Genomic DNA, 23,774 nt, shown 5'->3' on the forward strand with positions numbered 1-23,774 from the left:
GGTATGACAGTTGCCATCCAACAGGCAAAACATGTTTCGGGTACAAACATCACTTCACCGAAAGGGTTCAAAGCAGTCGGAATCCATTGTGGATTAAAGCATAAAAAATACGATTTGGCGGTTTTACTTAGCGAGGTTCCCGCAAGCGTTGCAGGTGTTTTCACAACGAATGCGATTCAAGCTGCGCCCCTTATCGTAACGAAGGAAGCGGTTCAAAAAGGGAAGATGCAAGCGGTCATCATCAATTCGGGTAACGCGAATGCGTGCACAGGGAAACAAGGGATGTTGGATGCACTGACGATGCAGGAGAAGACTGCCGAAAAATTCGGCATCGCAGCCAATCTTGTCGGAGTCGCTTCAACTGGCGTTATTGGTGAAAAATTGAATATGGAGCCATTGTTGAATGGGATTGAGAAGTTGAATCCAGTTGATAGTTTGGAAGGTTCGATTCAATTCTCGCAAGCTATTTTGACGACTGACACCGTTATGAAGAATACGGTCTACCGAATGGAAGTTGACGGCAAAGAGGTTATGATTGCAGGCACCGCAAAAGGTTCTGGGATGATCGAACCGAATATGGCTACAATGTTAGGCTTCATAACGACTGACGCAGAAATTGAATCCATCCATTTGCAGGAAGCGTTGAAGGCAGTGACGGATGTAACGTTCAATTCGATTACGGTGGATGGGGACACTTCAACAAATGATATGGTCCTTGTCCTTGCGAACGGTATGGCGGGAAATTCCACTTTGACCCCTGCTCATCCTGATTGGAATGCCTTCGTTCAAACACTACATGCTGTCGCTCAAGATTTAGCAAAAATGATTGCAAAGGACGGAGAAGGGGCAACGAAACTGATTGAAGTGGAAGTAAATGGGGCACTTTCGGATATTGAGGCTCGAAAAATCGCTAAAACGGTTGTTGGCTCTCCATTAGTTAAAACTGCGGTTTTCGGCTGTGATGCGAACTGGGGAAGAATCATTGCGGCAGTCGGGTATAGCGGTGCATCCGTGGACCCTGCAGGAATTTCTATCACGATCGGCCAAACTTTAGTCGTGAAAGATGGCGAGCCTGTCATCTTTTCCGAAGAACAGCTACTTCTTTATTTAAAACAGCCCGAAGTGAAAATCTTTGTGGATCTGAATAAAGGGAGCGGCCATGGAATCGCTTGGGGGTGTGATTTGACATATGACTACGTCCAAATTAATGCATCATACCGAACGTAAGCGGATTGTTATCAAATTAGGTGGCAGCATGCTTGAGCGTTTGAGTGATGAGTTCTTCATGAAATTTATGGAGCTGCGGAATGAGGGCAATGAAATTATCATCGTCCACGGTGGGGGCCCGTTCATCAATGAAGCTCTGAAGAAAAATGGCATCGATTCAAAAATCGATGACGGTATCCGAGTGACATGCGAAAAATCCATAGCAATTGTGAAGCAAGTATTGGTTGGAGAAGTCAACACTTGTCTCGTCCATCAGTTGAACCAGAAAGGTATTGAAGCAATCGGTCTTAACGGATTTGACGGAAAATTGTTGGAATGCTCAATGTTAGACGAGAAACGATACGGCTTTGTGGGGGATATCCAGTCGGTGAACAATAAAATTATTGAAAAGCTGTTTGCTGCAAGTATTGTGCCGGTGATTTCATGCTTAGGTGCTACTAACGATGGGATTGCACTTAACGTAAACGCTGATACGGTTGCAAGTAAGGTTGCACTCGAGATCGGCGCAAATAGTCTGCTGCTCGTTACAGACACACCAGGCATTAAGATTGATAGCCAACTTCAGCAGGTGGCATCCCCAAGTCAACTATCTGAATGGGTCGGAACCGGGGATATATATGGAGGAATGATTCCTAAAGTGAACGCCGCGATTGCTTGCCTAAATGCAGGCATTCCAACTGTTCAAATCGTAGATCAATATCTGACAGGCACGATGATTGCATATGAGGAGGTGCTGAATTGAGCTTTTTATTCAATAACTATTCAAGGCGGCCCATCCATATTGTAAGCGGGAAGGGAACGGTTGTTAAAGATGACAAAGGTAAGGAGTATCTGGATTTCATAAGTGGCATCGCCGTAGTCAGCTTAGGTCATGCCCATCCAGCGATTGTCGATATAATCAAAGAACAGAGTGAGAAGCTTTGGCATGTCTCTAATCTATTTGAAAGTCCCGAACAGGAAAAGCTTGCGGAAACTCTTACGAAAGATACACAGTTTTCACATGCGTTCTTTTGCAACAGCGGGGCAGAAGCGAACGAAGCAGCGATAAAGCTTGCAAGAAAGCATACGGGAAAACATGTCATCATCACATTCGAGCAATCCTTCCATGGGCGTACGTTCGGGGCGATGGCGGCAACTGGTCAAGAGAAGATCAAGCAAGGGTTCGGTCCAATGCTTGAATCGTTCCGAACGGTTCCGTTCAATGATCCGGCAGCACTGATAGCGGCGATAGATGATGACGTAGCGGCGATCATGCTTGAGGTGATCCAAGGTGAAGGTGGAGTACACGAGATCACTTCCGAATTTGCTGATACAATTGCCGAGATTTGTAAATCAAAAGGAATTTTATGCATTGTCGATGAAGTGCAAACCGGGGTTGGAAGAACAGGAACCCGTTATGCATATGAGCAAACTTCGCTCGTACCGGATATAATGACACTTGCAAAAGGACTTGGTGGGGGATTCCCGATTGGTGCAATGCTTGGAACAGCGGAGTTATTCGATGCATTCGGACCCGGGACCCATGGGACGACGTTCGGGGGGAATCCGTTAGCAGTTTCTGTGGCACAAACAGTCGTGGAGCATATCTTTGACTGTACGTTCTTAGAGGAGGTCCAACGTAAATCGGATTATGTAATTGGAAAACTTCAGGGGATATTGCCAACAACATATGAAGTACGGGGCAAAGGATTGTTAATCGGCATTGATTGCAAAGAGGACGTTACGACATTTATCCGTGAAGCGGAGGAAGCGGGCTTGCTTGTCGTTCAGGCAGGACCGTCTGTCATTCGATTGCTGCCGCCTTTGACGGTGACCGTGGGCGAAATCGATCAGGCGATTGGTCTATTGTCTTCCGCCTTGCAAATACCAAGTACTATTTAACCTAAAAACTTTAAATAGAAAAAACGGATCTCACGGAATAGTGGGATCCTTTTTTTATGGTTCAAAAGAATTTTCAGGATGGATTTATATGGTATGCTCGTATAGCATTTTATATTGTACAAGGAGGCATTCATTTGAAATTCAAGAAAGATATATATCATTCAAAGAAACTCAATTTCGGGAAACGGACTTGGTTGCTGATCATCGGCATTATTTTCATCGCTGCAACACTTCGCTCTCCTTTGACTTCGGTTGGACCGATTATCGCGTCGATTCGGGATAGTCTTGGAATCTCAAATGTACTGGCAGGTTTTTTAACGACAATACCTTTATTGGCATTTGCACTCATTTCTCCAGTCGTTCCTAAGATTTCAAGACGTTTCGGAATGGAAGTCACTTTGTTCTTTTCATTATGCTTATTAACGTTGGGGATTGTTATAAGATCGACAGGCTCAATCACTTTCTTAATCATTGGAACATTTCTCATTGGAGTAGCTATTGCATTTGGTAATGTTTTATTACCAGGATTAGTAAAGCTGAGCTTTCCGTTGCAAATAGGATTGATGACAGGCCTTTACTCCGCATTTATGAATATATCTGCAACGATCGCTTCAGGTATAAGTGTTCCAATAACGGAGAGGACAGCACTTGGTTGGCAAGGATCGCTTGGCATATGGGCAATACTCTCGGTGGCTGCATTGCTCTTGTGGTTGCCTCAATTGAAGAATAATGCTGCGATTGAATCAGACGGCAAACCTATCGTAAAAGCGAAATCAAAATCATTTTGGCGCTCCCCTATAGCTTGGGCAGTTACAATTTTTATGGGACTGCAGTCCATGCTTTTTTATTGTACATCTGCTTGGTTGCCTGAAATACTGGTCTCCACTGGAATGACTGCTGAAAAGGCAGGCTGGATGTTTTCCCTTCTGCAATTAGCACAATTGCCGATGACGTTTCTCACTCCCATTCTTGTTGGAAAATTGAAAGATCAGCGTAGCGCAGTTGTCGGAGTTGCCGCTTTGTTTTTAATTGGCTATGGGGGAGTTCTTTTTGGCGGAACGGTGTTGATCCCTCTATGGATGATTGCGATTGGTATCTCTGGAGGAGCTGCATTCGGAATTGCAATGATGTTTTTTACATTGAGGACCGAAACGCATACCGATGCTGCGAATCTATCAGGCATGGCACAATCATTCGGTTATTTGCTTGCAGCAGTCGGTCCGGTTCTTTTCGGCTTCCTACATGATGCAACATCGTCTTGGACAAGCTCGATGTACATCTTCTTGGCTGCATCCCTTGTATTGCTTGCAAGTGGAATGATAGCTGGACAAAATAAAAAAATAGGATACTAATAAAATAGTTGTAACCATTAGCAATCTTTTCCGTCTAACTCACTGAATATCCAATGAAGGAGAGAGAGAGATGAAAAAAATTGGAGCGGTCGCGTTAACAGCGATTTTAGCGAGTTCAGCATGGGCCACGTATTCTGTTTCTGCAAAAGAGGACGTGATTCAGGTGGAGAACGAAGAAGTGAAGGATGCATCTGTGTACATGAAGGCAACAGGAGTAATTACGAATATTGAAAACCGTACGAATGCTCGAATGGTAACTGTGGAAAATGATGAAGGCGGTATTATGAACTTCACGATTACAAATGACACACTTCTTTTCCATAGCGGGAAGGCTGAGAGTCTAAAAGCTGACAAATTGGAAAAGGGGATGAAAGTCGAAGGCTATTACGATAAAAACAAGCCAATGATTTTAATTTATCCGCCCCAAACAACTCCGGAACTATTCTTTGTGATGGATGATGAACATATGGGGAATGTAAAAGTGGGTAAATTCGATGAAAACTTCCTAAGTTTAGACAAGCAATTGAAATTGAACATTGGGGAAGAAACAGTATTGTTGAATCAGCAAGGCGAAAAAATTAAACAGGCTGATTTAAAAGGTAAGGAGTTAGTTGTATTTTATTCAATTACGACAAGAAGTTTACCGCCACAAACACCACCAACCAAAATCATTGTGTTAGATACATTGGAAACAGAAAAGTATATGCGCGTTATGGACATCATTGATAAAGACCATTACATGAAGGGGGACGTGAAAATGATTCCTCTTCGTAAAGTTGCAGAGGAGCTTGGCTATCAAGTGATTTCACGGGGCGAAGTGAATGGAGCAATTCTAACGAGAGTTGGGGAGAACCGTTCATTTACAATTACCCGTGGCACGAAATCGTACGGTTTAAATAAAAGCATTCGTCAATTTACAGTTGCTCCTGAATTAGTCGGCGGCAATAAGACATATGTATCTGAAGAGTTTCTTAACATACTTCTTGGAAATGAGTGACAGATGAAGAGGCCAGAAACGAAGGGACCGTCATAGACGTGCGTTTCAGGCTTGTGGGAAGGGAAAAGGGTTAGCATACCGCGGAAGACGCGGAAAATGCTAACCCTTTTTGTTGTCATGATAACCGTTCTTTAAAGTCCTCATACCCGAATTCTTTGATCACTTTCGGTCCGTTGTCAACGGTATTCAATACAATCGCAGGCAATTCCATGCCGTTGAATGTATTGTTCTTCACCATTGTGTAATGAGCCATATCGGTAAATACAAGCTTATCCCCAGCTGTTAACGGCTGGTCGAATGAATAATCACCGATTACATCTCCTGAGAGGCAAGTAGGGCCTCCAAGCCTGTACGTGATGGATTTCTCGTTTGGCTTTCCAGATCCTACGATTTCCGGGCGATACGGCATTTCCAATACGTCCGGCATATGGCAGGAAGCAGATGTATCTACGATTGCAATAGGCATTCCGTTTTGCATCGTATCTAAAACAGTCGTTACAAGGAAGCCTGTGTTTAAAGCGACTGCCTCGCCAGGCTCCAAATAGACATCCAGTCCATACTTTTCCTTCATGAAAAGAATCGATTCGATAAGTGTTTCGATATCATAGTCAGGGCGGGTAATATGATGACCGCCACCGAAATTAATCCATTTCATGCCTTTCAAATACTTGCCGAACTTTTCATCTACGACTTTAATAGTTCGCGCAAGTGTATCGGAATTCTGTTCGCACATCGTATGGAAATGCAGACCGCTAATACCCTCAAGTTCTTTCGGTTCGAAGTTCTCAAGCGTTACACCAAATCGTGAAAAGGCGAAACAAGGGTTATACATATCGACTTCAATTTCGGAATACTCGGGATTGATCCGAATACCGCATTCAATATGCTTCGGATAGTTTTTCACCTTATCCCTAAAACGTCTCCATTGATCGAATGTGTTGAAGACAAGATGGTCAGAATAAGATAGGATTTCGTCAAAATCAGCTTCGGAAAAAGCAGGGGAGTAGGTATGCACTTCTTTCCCCATCTCTTCATATCCTAACCTTGCCTCTAATACCCCACTTGAGGTCACTCCGTTCAAATACTTTCCGATAAGCGGATAGACAGAGAACATCGAAAAGCCTTTTTGGGCCAATAAAATTTTGCAGCCTGTCCGGTCAATCACCGATTTCAGCAATTCCAAGTTTTTGATCAACAGCCCTTCATCGACAACATAAGAGGGGGAGGGAACTGCATGTGGATCGAAATTCAATTTCATTAGTTGCGTGCCTCCTATCAATCAATCAGCTCTGGGTTAAAATCTTCTTGCCACGGTAGACCGTATTCGTTCAATGCTTCCATGAATGGATCTGGATTGAACTCTTCGACGTTATAAACGCCTGGTTTTTTCCATTCGCCTTTCATCAATAGCATCGCACCGATCATTGCGGGAACACCAGTTGTGTAGGAAATCGCTTGGGAGCCGACTTCGCGGTAGCACTCTTGGTGGTCAGATACGTTGTAAACGTAGTACGTTTTCTCTTCTCCGTCTTTCGTACCTTGGAAAATACAACCGATGTTTGTTTTCCCTTTTGTACGAGGCCCAAGGGAAGCAGGGTCAGGAAGAACTGCTTTCAAGAATTGCAATGGAACGATTTCTTGACCTTCGAAGTTGATCGGCTCGATTGAAGTCATCCCAACATTCTCAAGTACTTTCAAATGCGTCAAGTACTTTTCAGAGAACGTCATCCAAAAACGGATTTTCTTGATTCCCTTAATGTTTTGCGCAAGTGACTCCAATTCTTCATGGTAAAGAAGGTAAACATCTTTTGGACCGATTTCAGGTAGATCATATACACGTTTTTCGGAAAGTGGCGGAGTTTCGATGAACTCACCGTTTTCCCAATAGCGGCCGTTCGCCGTAATTTCACGGATATTGATCTCCGGATTGAAGTTTGTCGCGAATGGATAGCCATGGTCTCCGGCATTCGCGTCAACAATATCAATTGTATGGATTTCATCGAAATGGTGTTTTAGAGCATGAGCGGAGAAGACGCCTGTTACACCAGGGTCGAAACCACAGCCTAAAATTGCAGTAAGGCCAGCTTTTTCGAACTTCTCGCGATATGCCCATTGCCATTTGTATTCGAATTTCGCAGTGTCAAGTGGTTCATAGTTCGCTGTATCCAAATAGTGAACACCTGTTGCAAGACATGCATCCATGATTGTCAAGTCCTGGTATGGAAGTGCAACGTTGATGACGATTTCAGGTTTGAAATCGTTGATAAGGTCGATCAGTTCCTCGACATTATCTGCATCTACTTGTGCCGTTTGAATCTTTGTACCTTTTCCGTCAAGCTTTTCCTTCAACGCATCACATTTCGATTTCGTACGGCTTGCGATGCAAATTTCTTCAAATACATCAGAAACTTGAACACATTTATGTGCAACTACACTTGCAACTCCACCTGCTCCAATGATTAACGCTTTACCCATTCAAAACACCCCTTTTAATTTTGTGTATTTATTGCTAACAATAATTCGCGAAGTACTTTACATGCGACAGCAGTTGAGACACCGCTTTGATCATAAATAGGGGATAGTTCGTTCACATCACACCCTACGATATTAAGGCCGCTAACTGTCAAAATGCCTTGCAATAATTCCATGAAGCTTACACCACCAGCTTCTGGTGTGCCTGTTCCAGGGAAGACAGATGGATCTAAAACATCCAAGTCGATTGTAAGGTATACTGGTTTGCCTTTTAATCTTTCAACAATTTCTTCAAGACCGTTAAAGTTGAATTTATTCGTGAAGACATGATCTCGTCCCCATTCAAATTCACTTCGATCTCCTGAGCGGATTCCGAATTGGAAAATCCGGTTGTCGCCTAAAATATCCCATACTCGATGGATGACTGTCGCGTGCGACAGTTTTTCATCAAGATAGTCATCCCGCAAATCTGCGTGCGCATCAAATTGAATGATATGCAGATCAGGGTATTGTTCAGCAACAGCGCGAACCGCACCAAGTGTTACTAAATGTTCTCCGCCGATCATGCAAGGGATTTTGCCATCTTGGACGACTTTTCTTGTATATTCTTCGATGGCTCCAAGAGCTCTTTCTGTATTTCCGAAACTCAGTTCAAGATCCCCGCCATCGTATACGTTCATGTCTTCCAGATCCTTGTCCTGGTAAGGGCTATATGTTTCGATTCCGAAAGATTCTCCACGCATCACTTTACTTGCAAAGCGCGTGCCTGGTCGAAAAGATGTAGTCGAATCGAATGGCGCGCCAAAAATGACAATATTCGATTCATCATATTCGTTATCGCATCCGATGAAAGTTTCAATGTTTTTATTCAACATCTTCCAATTGCTCCTTTACGTAATTCGGCAAAGCAAACGAACCGACATGTATATCCGTATTGTAGTACTTCGTTTGCAATCCTAACTGATTCCAAGCATCTGCATTCAGGTCATTGATAGGGTCAAACTTCTTGGAGGCAAAACCGAATAGCCAGTGACCTGATGGATACGTTGGAATATGCACTTGATACACTTTACAAACCGGAAAGAATCCAGTGATTCGCTTATGTGCCCGTTGCATGCCAAGTGCATCCTCTTCGTAAAAAGGGCTCTCGTGCTGATTAACAAGAATACCGTCTTCCTTCAATGCCTTGTAACAGTTGCCGTAAAATTCCCGTGTAAACAGTCCTTCGCCAGGTCCGAAGGGATCGGTCGAATCTACGATGATCAAATCGTATTCATTTTCATGAGAACGGACAAATTTCAAACCGTCCTCAAAGTGAAGATGGACACGTGGGTCATCTAACTTGGAAGCGGTTTGTGGAATGAATTCCTTACAAACATCGACAACCATCTCATCGATTTCAACCATATCGATATGTTCGATTCTGTCGTACTTCGTCAATTCCCTAACTGTGCCGCCATCTCCAGCCCCAATGACGAGTATTTTTTTTATATCCGGATTCGTTGCCATAGGCACATGCGTAATCATATCGTGGTAGATGAATTCGTCTTTTTCAGTGACCATGACATATCCGTCCAATGTTAGTACTCGACCGAATTCAGCGGTTTGTAGCACATCGATTTTTTGGAATTCGCTTTTCCCTGTATAAAGATGTTCAATGACTCTCATCGAAAATTTGACGTTCGGCGAATGATTTTCCACAAACCAAAAATTCATTTCTCAGCCTCCTTCAAAACGTTGATATGTTCGATTTTACTATCTTCCGTTCCTGTCATGAAGCTTCCTTTATCTTTGCAGTATTGGATGTACTGTAAAATTTCAGGGGTGATTCGTTCACCAGGTGCCAAAATCGGTATTCCTGGAGGGTACGCCATGACGAATTCGCTAGCAATTCGGCCGGCACTATCGTTAATAGGAAGTGTCTCCTTCAGCGCATAAAATGCTTTTTGAGGTGTGTAGACGACTTGTGGATTGATATATTCATGATCGAATAATCCGCTCTTGTCTTGGCTGTATCGCCTTTTGATCTCCGCAAGCGCTGATACGAGTCTCTCTAAATCTAATCGACGGTCTCCGACTGATATGTATGCTAATATGTTCCCGATATCTCCGAATTCGATTTGGATGTCGTATTCGTCCCGTAAAATGTCGTATACTTCCACCCCAGCTAGTCCAATTTCAAGTGTATGAACGGAAAGCTTTGTCGTATCGAAATCGTAAATCGTATCGCCATTCCGTAATTCCTCCGAAAAAGCATAGTATCCGCCGATCTTATTGATTTCATCACGTGTATACTGTGCCATTTGCCCGACTTTCCGGAAAATTTCCTGGCCATTCAATGCAAGGTTTTTCCGCGAAATATCCAAGGAGGATAGAAGTAAATACGAGCCACTTGTCGTTTGTGTCAAATTGATGATCTGCCTTGTGTACCCTTCACTCACTTCATTATTAATCAGAAGCAATGAGCTTTGTGTCAGTGAGCCGCCCGATTTATGCATGCTGACGGAAGCCATATCGGCACCGACCGACATTGCAGAAGCAGGGAGTTCATCACTGAAATAAAAATGGGTTCCATGCGCTTCATCAACAAGGACGAGCATACCGTGACGATGGGCAAGATCAGTGATTGCTTGCATATTCGAACAGATCCCGTAATAGGTCGGGTTATTGATAAGGATCGCTTTTGCATCAGGATTTTCAAGGATCGCTTTCTCTACATCAGCAACCGCCATGCCGAGAGGGATCCCAAGCTCTTTGTTTACGCCCGGGTTGACATAAACAGGAACAGCCCCGCTAAGGATAAGTGCATTGATGGCACTGCGATGCACATTTCTCGGCATGATAATCTTCTCTCCTGCCTTGCAAGCTGTCATGACCATCGCTTGTACGGCTGAAGTCGTCCCATTTACCATGAAAAAGGCGTGCTTAGCCCCGAATGCTTCAGCTGCAAGATCTTCAGCTTCCCGGATGACAGAGACAGGATGAATCAGATTATCTAACGGTTTCATCGAATTAACGTCCACCGTCATACAATTTTCGCCTAAAAAAGCGGTCAGTTCCTCATTGCCCCTGCCACGCTTATGGCCAGGAACATCAAAAGGAACGACGCGCATCTTCTTGTATTTGTTCAAGGCTTCCATAATCGGAGCCTTCTGTTGTGAAAGAATTTTCATTTTTCGTCCTCTCACTCTTCATATATATTTGAACCACTGAATATCTCTATCATTTCTTTGCGTAAATTGTTTGTAATATTTAACCTTTCCTTCGGAGGTATTTCGTAGACGTCCGTGTTGAAAAGGTAATTTTGCAAATTGATATCTTTAATCAGCAGTTTTGTGTGGAAAATATTAGATTGATATACATTCACATCGATGGCATCATATTTCTGTAATGTTTCACTATCGATATAGTCTTGGATGGACGTCATTTTATGGTCCATAAATAACTTCTTCCCTCTATCGTCACGGGTAAACCCGCGCACACGGTAATCGGTCGTAATGATATCGGAATCGAAGCTACCAATCAGGTAATCCAAGGCGTTCAACGGGGAAATCTCCCCACAAGTTGATACTTCGATATCGACACGGAAAGTGGCAATCGAATTATCAGGGTGATACTCAGGATACGTATGGACGGTGACATGGCTTTTGTCTAAATGACCTACAACGGAATCCCGGGTCTTTAAAATCTCGATTGCCCCCCGATTACAAGATTCGTCAATTAAGGCAACTGGAAGTGTCTCCTCTGTGATAAGGATAGTAACACTTGCACCTTGTGGATCGTAATCCTGTTTGCTGACATTCAATACATGGGCACCGATAATTTTGGTTACCTCGTACAGAATATTTGTCAACCGCTCAGAATTGTACTGCTCATCGATATAGGCAATATAATCTTTTTGCTCCCGCTCACTTTTTGCATAGCTTACATCGTAGATGTTGAAGCTAAGTGTTTTTGTGAGGTTGTTAAAGCCGTACAATTTCAGCTTATTTTCCAACCTGAATATCACTCCTTTTTTCGACAAAATCATTTTAATTATAGAGTAAAAAACCGTGCCGTCAAGATAATTATTTATAGAAGTTTAATGTATATTGTAAATATTAACGTTATAATATTTATATCAAAATTACAAGCATAAGGACCAGTGCAAAAGCCAAGGAGGATGAAAAAATGTATGAGGTAAAAACGAAAGAAACGGATTCAAGTGTAATTGAATTTATTGAATCTGTGGATAATCTGAAAAAGCGGGAAGATGCTTATAAACTTTTGGATATTTTCACCGAAGAATCGGGCTTTGAGGCAAAAATGTGGGGGGCAAGTATTATCGGCTTTGGATCCTATCATTATGTCTATAAAACTGGGCATGAAGGGGATGCACCATTAGTCGGCTATTCACCGCGCAAGGCGAAAATCAGCCTCTATTTTGCCACAGGTGATACTGAACGGGAAGAATTATTGAAGCAATTCGGAAAGCATACATCAGGGAAAGCGTGTGTCTATATTAACAAAGTGGATGATATTGATATTGGGGTTTTGAAAAAACTAATTTCACAATCCATTTCATTTCTTAGAAAAACCTACCCGGAAAGATAATAAAGGCGGCTAAATGAGCTTATTCATTTAGCCGCTTATTTTGTAAGTCTCATTTTAATGAGCTCTCCTGCATACAATGATGGAAACCACGCCCTGAATGGAGGGAAATGAATGGATATTTTACGGAAAGTCGAGCATTTCCGTGAAGAAGAGAACAGGTCGAAGTGGGAAGGCACCTTTGAAGAGTATTTGAACATTTTAAAAGAGCGGAAAGAAGTCGCTCAAACTGCACATTCAAGAGTGTATGAAATGATCAAAAGCCATGGAGAAACAAAAGCAAACGGTCATGCCCGATTCCACTTTTTTGACGATGAGATTTATGGGCTCGAAGATACAATTGAAAGATTGGTCAATGAGTATTTTCATCCAGCAGCAAAAAGACTTGATGTCCGGAAAAGAATACTGTTGCTTATGGGACCGGTAAGTGGGGGCAAATCGACGATTGTCACTCTGTTAAAACGTGGATTGGAACATTACTCAAAAACAGAAGCTGGTGCCGTGTATGCCATTAAGGGGTGCCCGATGCATGAGGATCCACTGCATTTGATACCTGAGTATTTAAGGGAAGACTTTTATGAGGAATTCGGCATAAGAATTGAAGGCAGTCTGTCTCCATTGAACACGATGCGTTTGGAAAAGGAATACGGTGGGCGGATTGAAGATGTATTAATAGAAAGAATTTTCTTTTCAGAGGATAAAAGGGTTGGAATAGGAACTTTTACTCCATCCGATCCAAAGTCGCAGGACATCGCCGATTTAACTGGCAGTATCGATTTTTCAACGATTGCAGAATATGGATCGGAGTCAGATCCACGTGCATACCGATTTGATGGAGAACTGAATAAGGCGAACCGGGGAATGATGGAGTTTCAAGAGATGTTGAAATTAGATGAGAAATTTCTATGGCATCTTTTATCTCTGACCCAGGAAGGAAATTTCAAAGCGGGAAGGTTTGCTTTGATCAGCGCAGATGAACTAATCGTTGCTCACACAAATGAAACAGAGTATAGGGCATTCATTTCCAATAAAAAGAATGAGGCACTGCATTCCAGAATCATCGTTATGCCGATACCTTACAACTTGAAAGTAAGTCAAGAAGAGAAGATTTATGAGAAGATGATCCGAGAAAGTGATATGTCCCATGTCCATATTGCTCCACATGCTCTAAGAGTTGCAGCCATCTTCTCCGTATTGACTCGCTTAAAGGTTTCCAAAAAACAAGGAATCGATATCGTGAAGAAGATGCGCCTTTATGATGGAGAGAATGTAGAAGGCTTCAATACAGCAGATCTGGAAGAATTGAAGAAGGAATATCCGAATGAGGGAATGGACGGAATTGACCCAAGATACGTCATTAACCGGATCTCATCAGCCATCATCCGTAAAGAAGTGGATGCCATCAATGCTCTTGATGTGTTACGTGCATTAAAAGAAGGATTAGATCAGCATGCTTCAATTTCAAAGGAAGATAAAGAAGAGTATCTGAATTATATCTCAATCGCTCGCAAGGAATATGATGAAATTGCTAAAAAGGAAGTTCAAAAAGCGTTTGTTTATTCGTATGAAGAGTCAGCCAAGTCAATGATGGATAATTACCTCGATAATGTTGAGGCTTTTTGTAATAAACATAAGTTGAAGGATCCTCTTACAGGTGAGGAAATGAATCCGGATGAAAAGCTAATGCGGTCTATCGAAGAACAAATCGGTATTTCTGAGAACGCGAAAAGGGCTTTCCGGGAAGAGATTCTTATCCGGATTTCCGCATATGCAAGGAAGGGCAAGCGGTTCGAATATAAATCGCATGAGCGGTTGCGTGAGGCCATTCAAAAGAAACTATTTGCTGATTTAAAGGATGTTGTCAAAATTACGACTTCATCCACAATGCCAGACGAAACACAATTAAAGAAAATCAATGAAGTTGTTGCGAGACTTATTGATGAATATGGCTACAATTCAATTTCCGCAAATGAATTATTAAGATATGTAGGAAGCCTCCTGAACCGTTAATTGGTTTCAATAACCCGCCAGTCGTTGCATATACTAAAAAAATGAATGGACTGGGGTAGGTGAATAAAATTGCATGACGATCAGAACGAGTCATTTGTCGTCTCTCAGGAAGACTGGACGCTTCACCGAAAAGGATACCAGGATCAGAAACGCCATATGGATAAAGTGAAAAAAGCGATTCATAGCAATTTACCCGAATTGATCAGCGAAGAAAGCATTGTAATGTCGGACGGTAAAGATATTATTAAAATACCAATACGATCGTTAGATGAATATAAAATCCGATATAATCATGATAAATCTAAGCATGTCGGGCAAGGTGATGGCAAGAGCCAGGTGGGTGACGTCGTTGCCAGTGACGGAAAACAAGGTAACGGGAAAGGGAAGCAAGCAGGCGATCAGCCTGGCAAGGACTATTATGAGGCAGAAGTATCCATTGCGGAAATTGAGGATGCTTTATTCAAAGAACTTGAATTGCCCAACCTTGAACAACGGGAACAGGTGGACATTACTGATGAGGCTATAGAATTCAATGATATTCGAAAGAAAGGCCTCATCGGTAATATTGATAAGAAAAGAACGATCATTGCTGCGTTTAAACGGAATGCAATGGAAGGTAAATCAGGAATTATGCCGATTAATAATGATGATTTGCGGTTTAAAACTTGGGATGAAGTGACGAAACCGCAATCGAGTGCAGTTATTCTTATGATGATGGACACGAGCGCTTCAATGGGTTCATTTGAAAAATATATGGCGAGAAGCTTCTATTTTTGGATGACTAAGTTTTTACGAACGAAATATGAAAAGGTGGATATAGAATTCATCGCCCACCATACAATTGCAAATGTCGTGTCGGAAACAGATTTCTTCTCAAAGGGTGAAAGTGGTGGGACAATTTGCTCGACCGCTTATGAAAAAGCACTCGAGCTCATTGAAAAAAAATATAATCCAACGCGTTTTAATATTTACCCTTTCCATTTTTCCGATGGGGAAAATATGTCATCCGATAACGGGAAATGCTTATCATTGGTGAATGAATTGATGGATGTATCAAATATGTTCGGTTATGGGGAAGTGAATGCCCATAGCCGATATTCAACACTGATGAATACGTACAATAAAATTGAAGATCCGAAATTCCGTCATTATGTGTTGAAAGATAACAAAGATGTTTATTATGCCTTGAAGAAGTTTTTCCACAAGCGTCAGGAGGGATCCGAATGACCGACCGGAGAGCACTTCAATATGCTGTTGAGGAAATTACAGAGATTGCCAAAGGGTTTGGACTGGATTTTTATCCAATGCGTTATGAAATCTGTCCTGCAGATATTATTTATACATTTGGTGCATACGGGATGCCGACGCGTTTCTCTCATTGGAGCTTTGGAAAGCAATTCCATAAGATGAAGTTGCAATACGATTTAGGGCTGAGTCAGATTTATGAACTTGTGATAAATTCAAATCCTTGCTACGCATTCCTGTTAGAAAGCAATACATTGATACAAAATAAGCTGATTATTGCCCATGTCTTAGCTCATTGTGATTTCTTTAAAAATAATGCAAGATTCGCTAATACGAGGCGGGATATGGTTGAAAGTATGACTGCAACTGCGGAGCGAATCGCCAATTACGAAATGCTTTACGGAAAAGATGAAGTTGAACGATTTATAGATGCGGTGCTTGCAATTCAAGAACATATCGATCCATCACTCGTCAGATGGAGATATGGAAATGAAGATGTGGAGGACGAAGAAGCGGTGCCAGTCGTCCGGAAAACGGCATACGATGATTTATGGGAAATTGAACATCGCAAACTAAAGCCACCTGTTGAAACAACAAGAAAACGATTCCCTCCCCAACCTGAAAAGGATATACTCCTTTTTATATTAGAAAATAGTCGGGAACTCTCGGAGTGGCAGCGTGATATTTTGACAATGATCCGTGAGGAAATGTTATACTTCTGGCCACAAATGGAAACGAAAATCATGAATGAAGGCTGGGCGACATACTGGCATCAACGCATCCTCAGGGAAATGGATTTAACAACAGACGAAACAATCGAATTTGCTAAATTGAATGCGAACGTGATACAGCCATCCAAAACATCCATTAATCCATATTTATTAGGTTTGAAAATTTTCGAAGATATCGAACGCCGATACGATAATCCTACCAAAGAGATGATGGAGTATGGGGTGACTCCAAATTCGGGTAGGGAAAAAATGTTCGAAGTTCGGGAAATGGATTCCGACATTTCCTTCATAAGGAACTATTTGACTAAAGATATCGTGCAACAGGAAGATATGTACGTCTTTGAGAAAAAAGGAAGCTATTATAAAATATCAGATAAAGAATTTCTAAATGTTCAAGAACGGTTAATCGCGCAGCGAATAAATGGCGGATTTCCTTTTATTGTCGTTTTCGATGGTGATTACGTTCGGAACGGTGAGCTATATTTAGTCCATAAGTTTGAAGGAACGGAATTAGATGTACCCTATTTGGAAAATGTACTTCCTTATGTACATCAATTATGGGGCCGTATCGTACATTTGGAGACATATGTGGATAGTAAACAGATCGTGTTCTCGTATGACGGGAAAAAAGTTCACAGAAGATATGCATGAGAGGAGTTAAGCCGTCACATGGTAGAGGTGTCCATGTGGCGGCTTTTTTATGAGCGGTTTTTGTAGGTCGAAGGTTATAAAATGACGATATCTTTGTAAGAGTGACCGATAAGTTCTTGAGATTGACCGATAAAATTGTGAAAGTGACCGATAAAGTTGTGCAAATGACCGATAACTTTTGTGAGAGTAAGCATGTAAGTAAATTTATACAATTCTATTATTCCGCAATTTGCTGTATTCTTATAGAAAGAGATTAGGGGGATTGGGAATGAGAATAAGAGAGGCTATTTTGGAAGATGCGGAAGCTATAGCACGTGTACATGTCGACAGTTGGCGAACCACATACAATGGAATCGTGTCCGATGCTTATCTGCAACAATTATCGTATGAGCAGCGCGCTGAAAATTGGCGCCGAGGTATCGGGCGTAACGCATTAGTAGTGGCTGAGGATGAAAGTGGAAAAATAGTCGGTTTTGCAACAGGGGGAAAAGAACGAACAGGAAATTATGGTGTAGATGGGGAGTTATATGCAATTTATTTATTGCAGGAAGTGCAGGGACAGGGGATTGGTAAAAGGTTGACTAAGGAAATTGCGCGAAACCTTAAGAATCAAGGATTTTCGTCTATGTTAGTGTGGGTGCTTGAACTTAATCCGTCTAAAAACTTCTATAAATCGCTTGGTGGAAAACCGCTTGCCGAAACCATGATTGAAATCGGCGGGGAAAATTTCAATGAAATTGCATATTACTGGGAAGATATTGGGAAGATAGTGGATTAAAATTTTGTCCCCATATAACTATTAAATGAAAGAAGGAATTCGAATGGAAATCAGACAGGCTAAGCCGTCCGATGCCGAGCAATTGGTACAATTGGTCAGTCATGTAGAAAGTACATCTGATTTTATGTTATTTGAAGCGGGTGAGCGAAATTTATCTTCGGAGCAATTTCGAAAGAGAATCGAATCATTTGGGGAGGATGGTTCAACCATTCTTGTTGCTGAGAATGAGGGGACATTGACTGGATATTTAATGGTAATTGCAGGTGGGTCAAAGAGAAATAAGCATTCGGCTTATTTAGTGATTGGAATTTCAAAGGAGTATAGAGGGCAAGGGATTGGCAAAGCACTTTTTGCGGAGCTTGACAATTGGGCATGTAAACATAATCTCCATCGTCTTGAATTAACAGTGATGAAAACGAATGCCGCTGGCGTAGCCTTGTATGAAAAGGCTGGCTTTCAGATAGAAGGTGTGAAAAAGCATTCCTTGCTTGTTAATGGTGAATACGTCGATGAATATTACATGGCCAAGTTAATAGAAGGAGATTAAAAATGGACATACCCCATTCATTTCATGAAAAATTAATAAACTGCTTTGGTATCCAAGGTGAAAAATGGCTTGAATTATTGGAAGTTAGAACAAATGAAATTGCAAAAAAGTGGGATCTGACTCTTGGAGATCCTGTGGCAAACCTTTCCTATAACTATGTCAACAACGTCACTGACAAAAATAATGAACCGTACATACTGAAAATGGGACTACCCGGTTTTGATTTTCAAAATGAAGTAAGGACTGTGGAACTATACGACGGCGTAGGTTGTGTTAGAGTGATTCAAGCGGATACTGAAAATGGGGCTATGCTGCTTGAAAAGTTGCAACCTGGACAAATGCTTTCTGATATGGAAAATGAACGTGAAGTTATCCAAACGTTCTGCGATGTATGGCAAGCGATTCGACGACCACTGCCGGAAACTGGTGAATTTCCGACGATAACAAATTGGGCCACTGCTTTCGGGAGATACCGTAGCATGTATCCGGCAAATGATGGTCCTATTCCGAATGAACATATTGAAATGGCTGAAGCTTATATTAAAGAGATTATGCAAACTTCAACGGACATTCAATTATTGCATGGTGATTTGCATCATGAAAATATCCTTTACTCCACTGAACGGGGTTGGTTGGCAATTGACCCGAAAGGAGTAGGTGGCGATGCGCACTTTGACCTTGTTTCATTCATGATCAATCATCTGCTGAATAAACCCAATCCAAGGGAACTGTTAAAGCTGCGAGTAGAACTAATTTGTGACCAATTGAAACTGAATCGTGAAAAGTTATTGAAAGCAGCAGTTGGCTTGGCAACTCTATATGCTTGTTGGGGTGTTGAGGATAAAGATCCCGAGTGGAAAAATACGCATCAATGCGTTTTATGGTTTGATGAATTATTAAATGCATAGACACCTTCCCCTCTTACTTTTCAGCACTGTCATACTGGGGTAATGATTAATGAACTGAAACTTAACCAAATACTATCCGTATAATAGGCAGCTATTAAAAAAGTGAGAAGGTGATCCGAGTGAAACAGCAATGGATGTCGAATGAAGAGTTCGATAGGATATTTGATGAGAAATCTTCCGAAATAAACGAGCAATTAGAAAGTGAAATCCTTATTGCAATGATAGGTGACGTCAATGCGGGTAAATCATCTACCATCAATAGGCTCATGGGGGCGGAAGTGGCGCAGGTCGGTGCGAAGCCCGGTGAAACAATTGAAATCAGGAAATTCATCTTTAAGGACAAAATAATTTTCGTCGATACACCGGGATTGGATGATATATATACCGAGCATTCTGCCGAAACAATGAAGTTTTACAAACAGGCTGATCTGATTTTATTCTTCTTGAACGCGGCTGGCACTGTTTTGTCAGAGACGGAACTTAAATCCCTGAAGAAAATCGCTAAGGTGAATAAAGATATAATCCTTGTGTTGAATAAAATAGATGCTGCAGATGATATACCGAGTTTGGTGAAATATGTCGAGGAACATACGGATTACAACTATCCTGTCACTCCCATCTCATCACGCACAGGTGAAAACGTCAGCACGCTTCAAAAAGAAGTGCTTGATTTGCTCGAAACGAAAAAAAAAGACATTTTAATGGCGGCTAATATGGCCGACAAATCAGCGATAGCAAATCGTTGGATATTAGGGGCAGGGGCTTCAGCAGCGACTATCGGTGCGGTACCGATTCCTGGCTCGGATTTTGTACCATTAACTGCTTTGCAAGTAAGCCTGATGTTGAAGCTGTCGACACTTTATGGCAAAAAGATAACGAAAGACAAGGCCAAGGAACTGATCATCGCAACAATCGTAGGCAATATCGGCAAAACTGTCTTTAGGCAAATCATTAAAGTTGTTCCTGGCGCTGGAATGATCGCCGGTGCAAGCGTGGCCGGTGGGATGACAATTGCACTTGGACATGCCGTGAAATATGCATATGAAAACGATATCGAGTTAACGCCGAAATCATTAAAACCAATCTACCAAATGTTTCTCAAAAAAGCCTCCAAAAAATAAGGAGTAACGAAAGGATTGATTCCAATCAGGATTGGTCTAATCGGAAAAGGCAATTTAGGATTGTTTCTTTTACGGAAAATAAACATTGAAAAACTTCTTCCAAACTGCAAAATCATTGCTATGTTGGATGAACGGGAAAAAGCAAAAGATGAACTTCCTGTGCTTGCGGAAAAATACGATTGTAAAGTATTCCAAGATATTCATACCTTTTTACAAACGGATATTGATATTGTAGTAGAATGTGCCACTATTGATACGGCAAAGTTGTACGCCCTTGAAGTCATTAAAAAGAAAGACCTAATGTTAATCAGCATCGGAGCATATGCCGATTCCGCGTTTGCCGATCTTTTAAATGTGAGCGCACAGGAAAGCGGCCATCGGGTTTATCTGCCATCAGGTGCAATTGGCGGATTGGATGCATTGAAAGCGGCTAAATTTGCCGGCGGGGTTGAGTCCGTTACATTGACGACAAGAAAGCCCGCAAATTCGCTTTCAGATGAAATTATTACAGAAAAGAAGATTTTATTTGAAGGCTCTGCGCTGGATGCGATTAAACTGTTCCCAAAGAACGCCAATGTCGCTATCGTCCTTTCATTAGCCGGAATTGGAATGGAAAGGACAAGTGTCCGGATTATTGCAGATCCATCCGTTACACAAAATATCCATCATATAGAAGTGGTTGGAGCGTTCGGGGAATTTGCCATGATGATAAAAAACAACCCGTCGCCGGATAACCCGAAGACAAGTTATATTACGGGGGCAAGTATATTAGCTGCACTTGCTAACTTGGAAAATTCAGTGGCGATAGGTACGTGAAAGCAAATGGGGGGAACGATATGAGACAAATAGAACAAGTTACAGATGATCATGTAGTGAAATCGCTGGAACAGAATCTCGCAATTATCCGGTTTGACCTGGATCATAAAATTGCATACGTCAATGATATCTTTGCGAATGCGATGGGCTATACGAAAGACGAGATGATTGGAGTTTCCCATAGGGATTTATGTTTCGAAGATCATGCGAACAGCAGGGAATATGAAAAGTTTTGGAATGAATTGAAGCTTGGGCTGAGCAAACAAGAGAAGGTCGTGCGGAAGGACAAAAAAGGTAATAAAGTCTGGCTGGAAGCAACGTATATGCCTGTCTTCAGTTCCAAAGGCGGTAGGGTGATCGGCATTTCAAAAGTCGCTTCAAATATTACGCAGAGGCAAACCTCAATCACAGCCGTAGTTGAAGAGTTGCGTCAAATGGCGGAAGGCCTGACCGAGCGGGCGGATATCGGGATTGTGCGAAGTAAGGAATTGCTGGCTCTTATCGAAGATATTGCTGATATATCCCGTAACAATACAAATACATTGGGGAATTTGGAAACTCATGTTGAGAGTATCCAATATATCGTGAAAACGATCAGGGAAATCGCGGCGCAAACGAATTTGCTCGCGTTGAATGCGGCGATTGAAGCAGCGAGGGCGGGCGAGCATGGGCGCGGGTTCGATGTTGTCGCAAAGGAAGTAAGGAAATTGTCCGCTAAAGTGGAAGAATCCATAGTCGAAGTGCGAGAAGGGGTAGAAGCGATTACCGCTGAAATCGAAAACATCTCGAGAGGGACAACGCTGGCCGAGGAAAATGTTGACCATTGCCAACAACGAATTGAAGTGGCGATGGAAGATTTCCTTGCGATCGCTTCATCGGCATCAGAGTTAGACAAGCAGTCGAAGATTGTATCGAGCGTTGTTTAGAAGCTGATAAACAGGTGAAGGAAAAATGTTCAAATGAACAAATGTCCTTCACCTGTTCTCATTTATACATGCGCTCGTTTATCTGTGGAAACGCTCGTCCACTCAAAGTTCCTTCGCACTAAACGTATCGCCATTCTCAAGATTTCCCGCTTTAAATCCCCGGTAAAACCATCTCTTCCTCTGTTCAGATGTACCGTGCGTGAAACTTTCTGGCACAACATACCCCCGGGCCCGCTTCTGGATTGTATCGTCACCGACCGCACTTGCCGCGTTCAACGCCTCGTCTAAATCGCCTTCCTCAAGAACGCCCATTCCTTGCGCATGATGTGCCCAGACACCGGCCAGATAATCGGCTTGCAGTTCCAAGCGGACTGAGTACTTATTGTATTCTTCCTCACTTACACGAGAGCGGATTTTGGCCATTTCCTCACTAATCCCTAATAATTTCTGTACATGATGCCCGACTTCATGTGCGATGACATAAGCCATTGCAAAATCACCTGGAGCGTTGAATTGCGACTGAAGTTCGTCATAGAAACTCAGGTCAATATATAACTTTTCGTCACCTGGACAATAAAATGGACCAACCGCTGCACCCGCCATACCGCAAGCAGACTGCACACTTCCTGTATAAAGGACAAGGATTGGTTCACGATATTCCATTCCTTCTTGTTTAAAAATTTCTGTCCATACTTCCTCGGTATCTGCAAGCACAACCGAAACAAAATCAGCCAATTCCTTGTCTTCCGCAGTCTCTACATATTCAGTATTTGTGGGGGAGGTTGTAAGATTATTTAGGATATCGCCTTGGTCACCTCCAAGAAACATTACAATAAGAAGAACAACAATACTGCCGATTCCACCACCAACAAGGGTTTTTCCTCCCATTCCCCTTCGATCCTCTATATTCTTACTACCTCTTCTGCCTTTCCATTCCAAGAAAAACGCCTCCTTAAAACAAAACTTGTCTATCCTTTACCCTTTTTCATCAATGTTAAATTGAACAGAAAATAAAATAAGACATCGTAGCCACATCAGCCGACGATGTCTCACCTCTATTTAGAAAACATGATTTCCTTACTATCATATCCTTTGAAGATGACCTCCAATCGGATCATTTGGAAATCCTTGAAATCGAATGCTTCTGCCGTTTTCTTGATCAATTCAACTTCATCGGCTTCGGGATCAGGGTCAAGCTTTTCAAATGCCTCAATGATTTTTTTTAGCGCCTTTTCACCATGAAGGTTGACTTCATCCTTTTTATTTGAATACTCCGCTTCAGAACGGTCTTTCTTTTCAGTGAAACTTGCTTTAAGTGCTTCTTTTTGTTCTTTCGTCTCGATGGTGACTGAGAAGGTTTTAATTCCGTATGTATCGACCACATTCTTTGCTTTATCTTTTGGGATAATGTTTTGGTCGCTACAGGCGGTGGCGATAAGTAATAATTGTATTAGAATAATGAAGAAAACCATTTTTTTCATTCAGCCATACACCCTTTCCAAATACTGCATTACCCATAACA

General features: G+C 42.0%; 23 protein-coding genes and 1 pseudogene. 16 read left to right on the forward strand and 8 right to left on the reverse strand.

Annotation, left to right across the window (positions count from 1 at the left end; all coding sequences use genetic code 11):
- The first annotated feature begins 3 nt into the window (after nt 1–3).
- The 5 genes from argJ to P5G49_RS10225 all read left to right on the forward strand — a co-directional run bounded on the left by argJ (nt 4) and on the right by P5G49_RS10225 (nt 5,457).
- On the forward strand, nt 4–1,227 hold the full coding sequence (argJ, locus tag P5G49_RS10205) for a bifunctional ornithine acetyltransferase/N-acetylglutamate synthase (RefSeq protein WP_301243605.1): 1,224 nt from the start codon (nt 4–6) through the stop codon (nt 1,225–1,227).
- Nucleotides 1,190–1,969: an acetylglutamate kinase gene (argB, locus tag P5G49_RS10210; protein ID WP_301243606.1), complete on the forward strand. Its 780-nt coding sequence runs from the start codon at nt 1,190–1,192 to the stop codon at nt 1,967–1,969. The genes argJ and argB overlap by 38 nt, the downstream gene beginning before the upstream one ends.
- Nucleotides 1,966–3,108 (forward strand): acetylornithine transaminase, encoded by a 1,143-nt coding sequence (gene argD / locus P5G49_RS10215; RefSeq protein WP_301243607.1) that lies wholly within the window; start codon nt 1,966–1,968, stop codon nt 3,106–3,108. Before argB ends, argD begins: the two co-directional genes overlap by 4 nt.
- Nucleotides 3,109–3,242: 134 nt before the next feature.
- A complete protein-coding gene (locus P5G49_RS10220; protein WP_301243608.1) occupies nt 3,243–4,460 on the forward strand; it encodes a CynX/NimT family MFS transporter in 1,218 nt (405 codons plus the stop codon).
- A 70-nt stretch (nt 4,461–4,530) separates the two neighbouring features.
- A complete protein-coding gene (locus P5G49_RS10225; protein ID WP_301243609.1) occupies nt 4,531–5,457 on the forward strand; it encodes a stalk domain-containing protein in 927 nt (308 codons plus the stop codon).
- A gap of 115 nt (nt 5,458–5,572) precedes the next feature.
- Here the strand turns inward: P5G49_RS10225 and nspC are convergent, their stop codons facing one another.
- The 6 genes from nspC to speD are packed head-to-tail and all read right to left on the reverse strand — an operon-like array spanning nt 5,573 to nt 11,926.
- Nucleotides 5,573–6,709 carry a carboxynorspermidine decarboxylase gene (gene nspC / locus P5G49_RS10230; protein ID WP_435877210.1) on the reverse strand — a complete coding sequence of 379 codons (1,137 nt, stop codon included), beginning with the start codon at nt 6,707–6,709 and terminating at the stop codon, nt 5,573–5,575.
- Nucleotides 6,710–6,732: 23 nt separating this feature from the next.
- Complete coding sequence (locus P5G49_RS10235; RefSeq protein WP_301243611.1) at nt 6,733–7,932, reverse strand: saccharopine dehydrogenase family protein; 1,200 nt, start codon at nt 7,930–7,932, stop codon at nt 6,733–6,735.
- A 14-nt stretch (nt 7,933–7,946) separates the two neighbouring features.
- Nucleotides 7,947–8,804 (reverse strand): agmatinase, encoded by an 858-nt coding sequence (gene speB / locus P5G49_RS10240; protein ID WP_301243612.1) that lies wholly within the window; start codon nt 8,802–8,804, stop codon nt 7,947–7,949.
- Nucleotides 8,794–9,645, reverse strand: a complete 852-nt coding sequence (gene speE, locus P5G49_RS10245; RefSeq protein ID WP_301243613.1) for a polyamine aminopropyltransferase — start codon at nt 9,643–9,645, stop codon at nt 8,794–8,796. Before speE ends, speB begins: the two co-directional genes overlap by 11 nt.
- On the reverse strand, nt 9,642–11,102 hold the full coding sequence (locus P5G49_RS10250; RefSeq protein WP_301243614.1) for an aminotransferase class I/II-fold pyridoxal phosphate-dependent enzyme: 1,461 nt from the start codon (nt 11,100–11,102) through the stop codon (nt 9,642–9,644). Before P5G49_RS10250 ends, speE begins: the two co-directional genes overlap by 4 nt.
- Nucleotides 11,103–11,113: 11 nt before the next feature.
- Nucleotides 11,114–11,926, reverse strand: coding sequence for an adenosylmethionine decarboxylase (gene speD / locus P5G49_RS10255; RefSeq protein WP_301243615.1), 813 nt, complete (start codon nt 11,924–11,926; stop codon nt 11,114–11,116).
- 173 nt (nt 11,927–12,099) lie between these two features.
- On the opposite strand from speD, the gene P5G49_RS10260 reads away from it, so the two are divergent.
- The 11 genes and pseudogenes from P5G49_RS10260 to P5G49_RS17560 all read left to right on the forward strand — a co-directional run bounded on the left by P5G49_RS10260 (nt 12,100) and on the right by P5G49_RS17560 (nt 22,252).
- Nucleotides 12,100–12,522 carry a DUF1801 domain-containing protein gene (locus tag P5G49_RS10260; RefSeq protein ID WP_301243616.1) on the forward strand — a complete coding sequence of 141 codons (423 nt, stop codon included), beginning with the start codon at nt 12,100–12,102 and terminating at the stop codon, nt 12,520–12,522.
- Between the two features lie 111 nt (nt 12,523–12,633).
- Nucleotides 12,634–14,529 (forward strand): PrkA family serine protein kinase, encoded by a 1,896-nt coding sequence (locus tag P5G49_RS10265; protein WP_301243617.1) that lies wholly within the window; start codon nt 12,634–12,636, stop codon nt 14,527–14,529.
- A 69-nt stretch (nt 14,530–14,598) separates the two neighbouring features.
- Nucleotides 14,599–15,756: a sporulation protein YhbH gene (gene yhbH / locus P5G49_RS10270; RefSeq protein ID WP_301243618.1), complete on the forward strand. Its 1,158-nt coding sequence runs from the start codon at nt 14,599–14,601 to the stop codon at nt 15,754–15,756.
- Nucleotides 15,753–17,156: a SpoVR family protein gene (locus tag P5G49_RS10275; protein ID WP_301243619.1), complete on the forward strand. Its 1,404-nt coding sequence runs from the start codon at nt 15,753–15,755 to the stop codon at nt 17,154–17,156. The genes yhbH and P5G49_RS10275 overlap by 4 nt, the downstream gene beginning before the upstream one ends.
- A 268-nt stretch (nt 17,157–17,424) precedes the next feature.
- Nucleotides 17,425–17,934 (forward strand): GNAT family N-acetyltransferase, encoded by a 510-nt coding sequence (locus P5G49_RS10280; RefSeq protein ID WP_301243620.1) that lies wholly within the window; start codon nt 17,425–17,427, stop codon nt 17,932–17,934.
- Nucleotides 17,935–17,977: 43 nt separating this feature from the next.
- Complete coding sequence (locus P5G49_RS10285; RefSeq protein WP_301243621.1) at nt 17,978–18,481, forward strand: GNAT family N-acetyltransferase; 504 nt, start codon at nt 17,978–17,980, stop codon at nt 18,479–18,481.
- 2 nt (nt 18,482–18,483) lie between these two features.
- Nucleotides 18,484–19,389: an aminoglycoside phosphotransferase family protein gene (locus P5G49_RS10290; protein ID WP_301243622.1), complete on the forward strand. Its 906-nt coding sequence runs from the start codon at nt 18,484–18,486 to the stop codon at nt 19,387–19,389.
- Nucleotides 19,390–19,508: 119 nt separating this feature from the next.
- On the forward strand, nt 19,509–20,510 hold the full coding sequence (locus P5G49_RS10295) for a YcjF family protein (RefSeq protein ID WP_301243623.1): 1,002 nt from the start codon (nt 19,509–19,511) through the stop codon (nt 20,508–20,510).
- A gap of 15 nt (nt 20,511–20,525) precedes the next feature.
- Nucleotides 20,526–21,326, forward strand: coding sequence for an aspartate dehydrogenase (gene nadX, locus P5G49_RS10300; RefSeq protein ID WP_301243624.1), 801 nt, complete (start codon nt 20,526–20,528; stop codon nt 21,324–21,326).
- Nucleotides 21,327–21,346: 20 nt separating this feature from the next.
- Nucleotides 21,347–21,715 (forward strand): annotated as a pseudogene (locus tag P5G49_RS17555) (PAS domain-containing protein); the annotation flags it as partial.
- A gap of 45 nt (nt 21,716–21,760) precedes the next feature.
- Nucleotides 21,761–22,252 carry a methyl-accepting chemotaxis protein gene (locus P5G49_RS17560; protein ID WP_435877211.1) on the forward strand — a complete coding sequence of 164 codons (492 nt, stop codon included), beginning with the start codon at nt 21,761–21,763 and terminating at the stop codon, nt 22,250–22,252.
- A 102-nt stretch (nt 22,253–22,354) separates the two neighbouring features.
- Here P5G49_RS17560 and ypfJ read toward each other — a convergent pair whose 3' ends face one another.
- Nucleotides 22,355–23,191 (reverse strand): KPN_02809 family neutral zinc metallopeptidase, encoded by an 837-nt coding sequence (gene ypfJ, locus P5G49_RS10310; RefSeq protein WP_301243626.1) that lies wholly within the window; start codon nt 23,189–23,191, stop codon nt 22,355–22,357.
- A 116-nt stretch (nt 23,192–23,307) separates the two neighbouring features.
- The gene (locus tag P5G49_RS10315) at nt 23,308–23,733 is read right to left on the reverse strand and encodes a YusW family protein (RefSeq protein WP_301243627.1); all 426 of its coding nucleotides are present in this window, start codon (nt 23,731–23,733) and stop codon (nt 23,308–23,310) included.
- Nucleotides 23,734–23,774 lie beyond the last annotated feature (41 nt).

The organism is Sporosarcina highlanderae (genome assembly GCF_030433715.1).
Taxonomy (GTDB): domain Bacteria; phylum Bacillota; class Bacilli; order Bacillales_A; family Planococcaceae; genus Sporosarcina; species Sporosarcina highlanderae.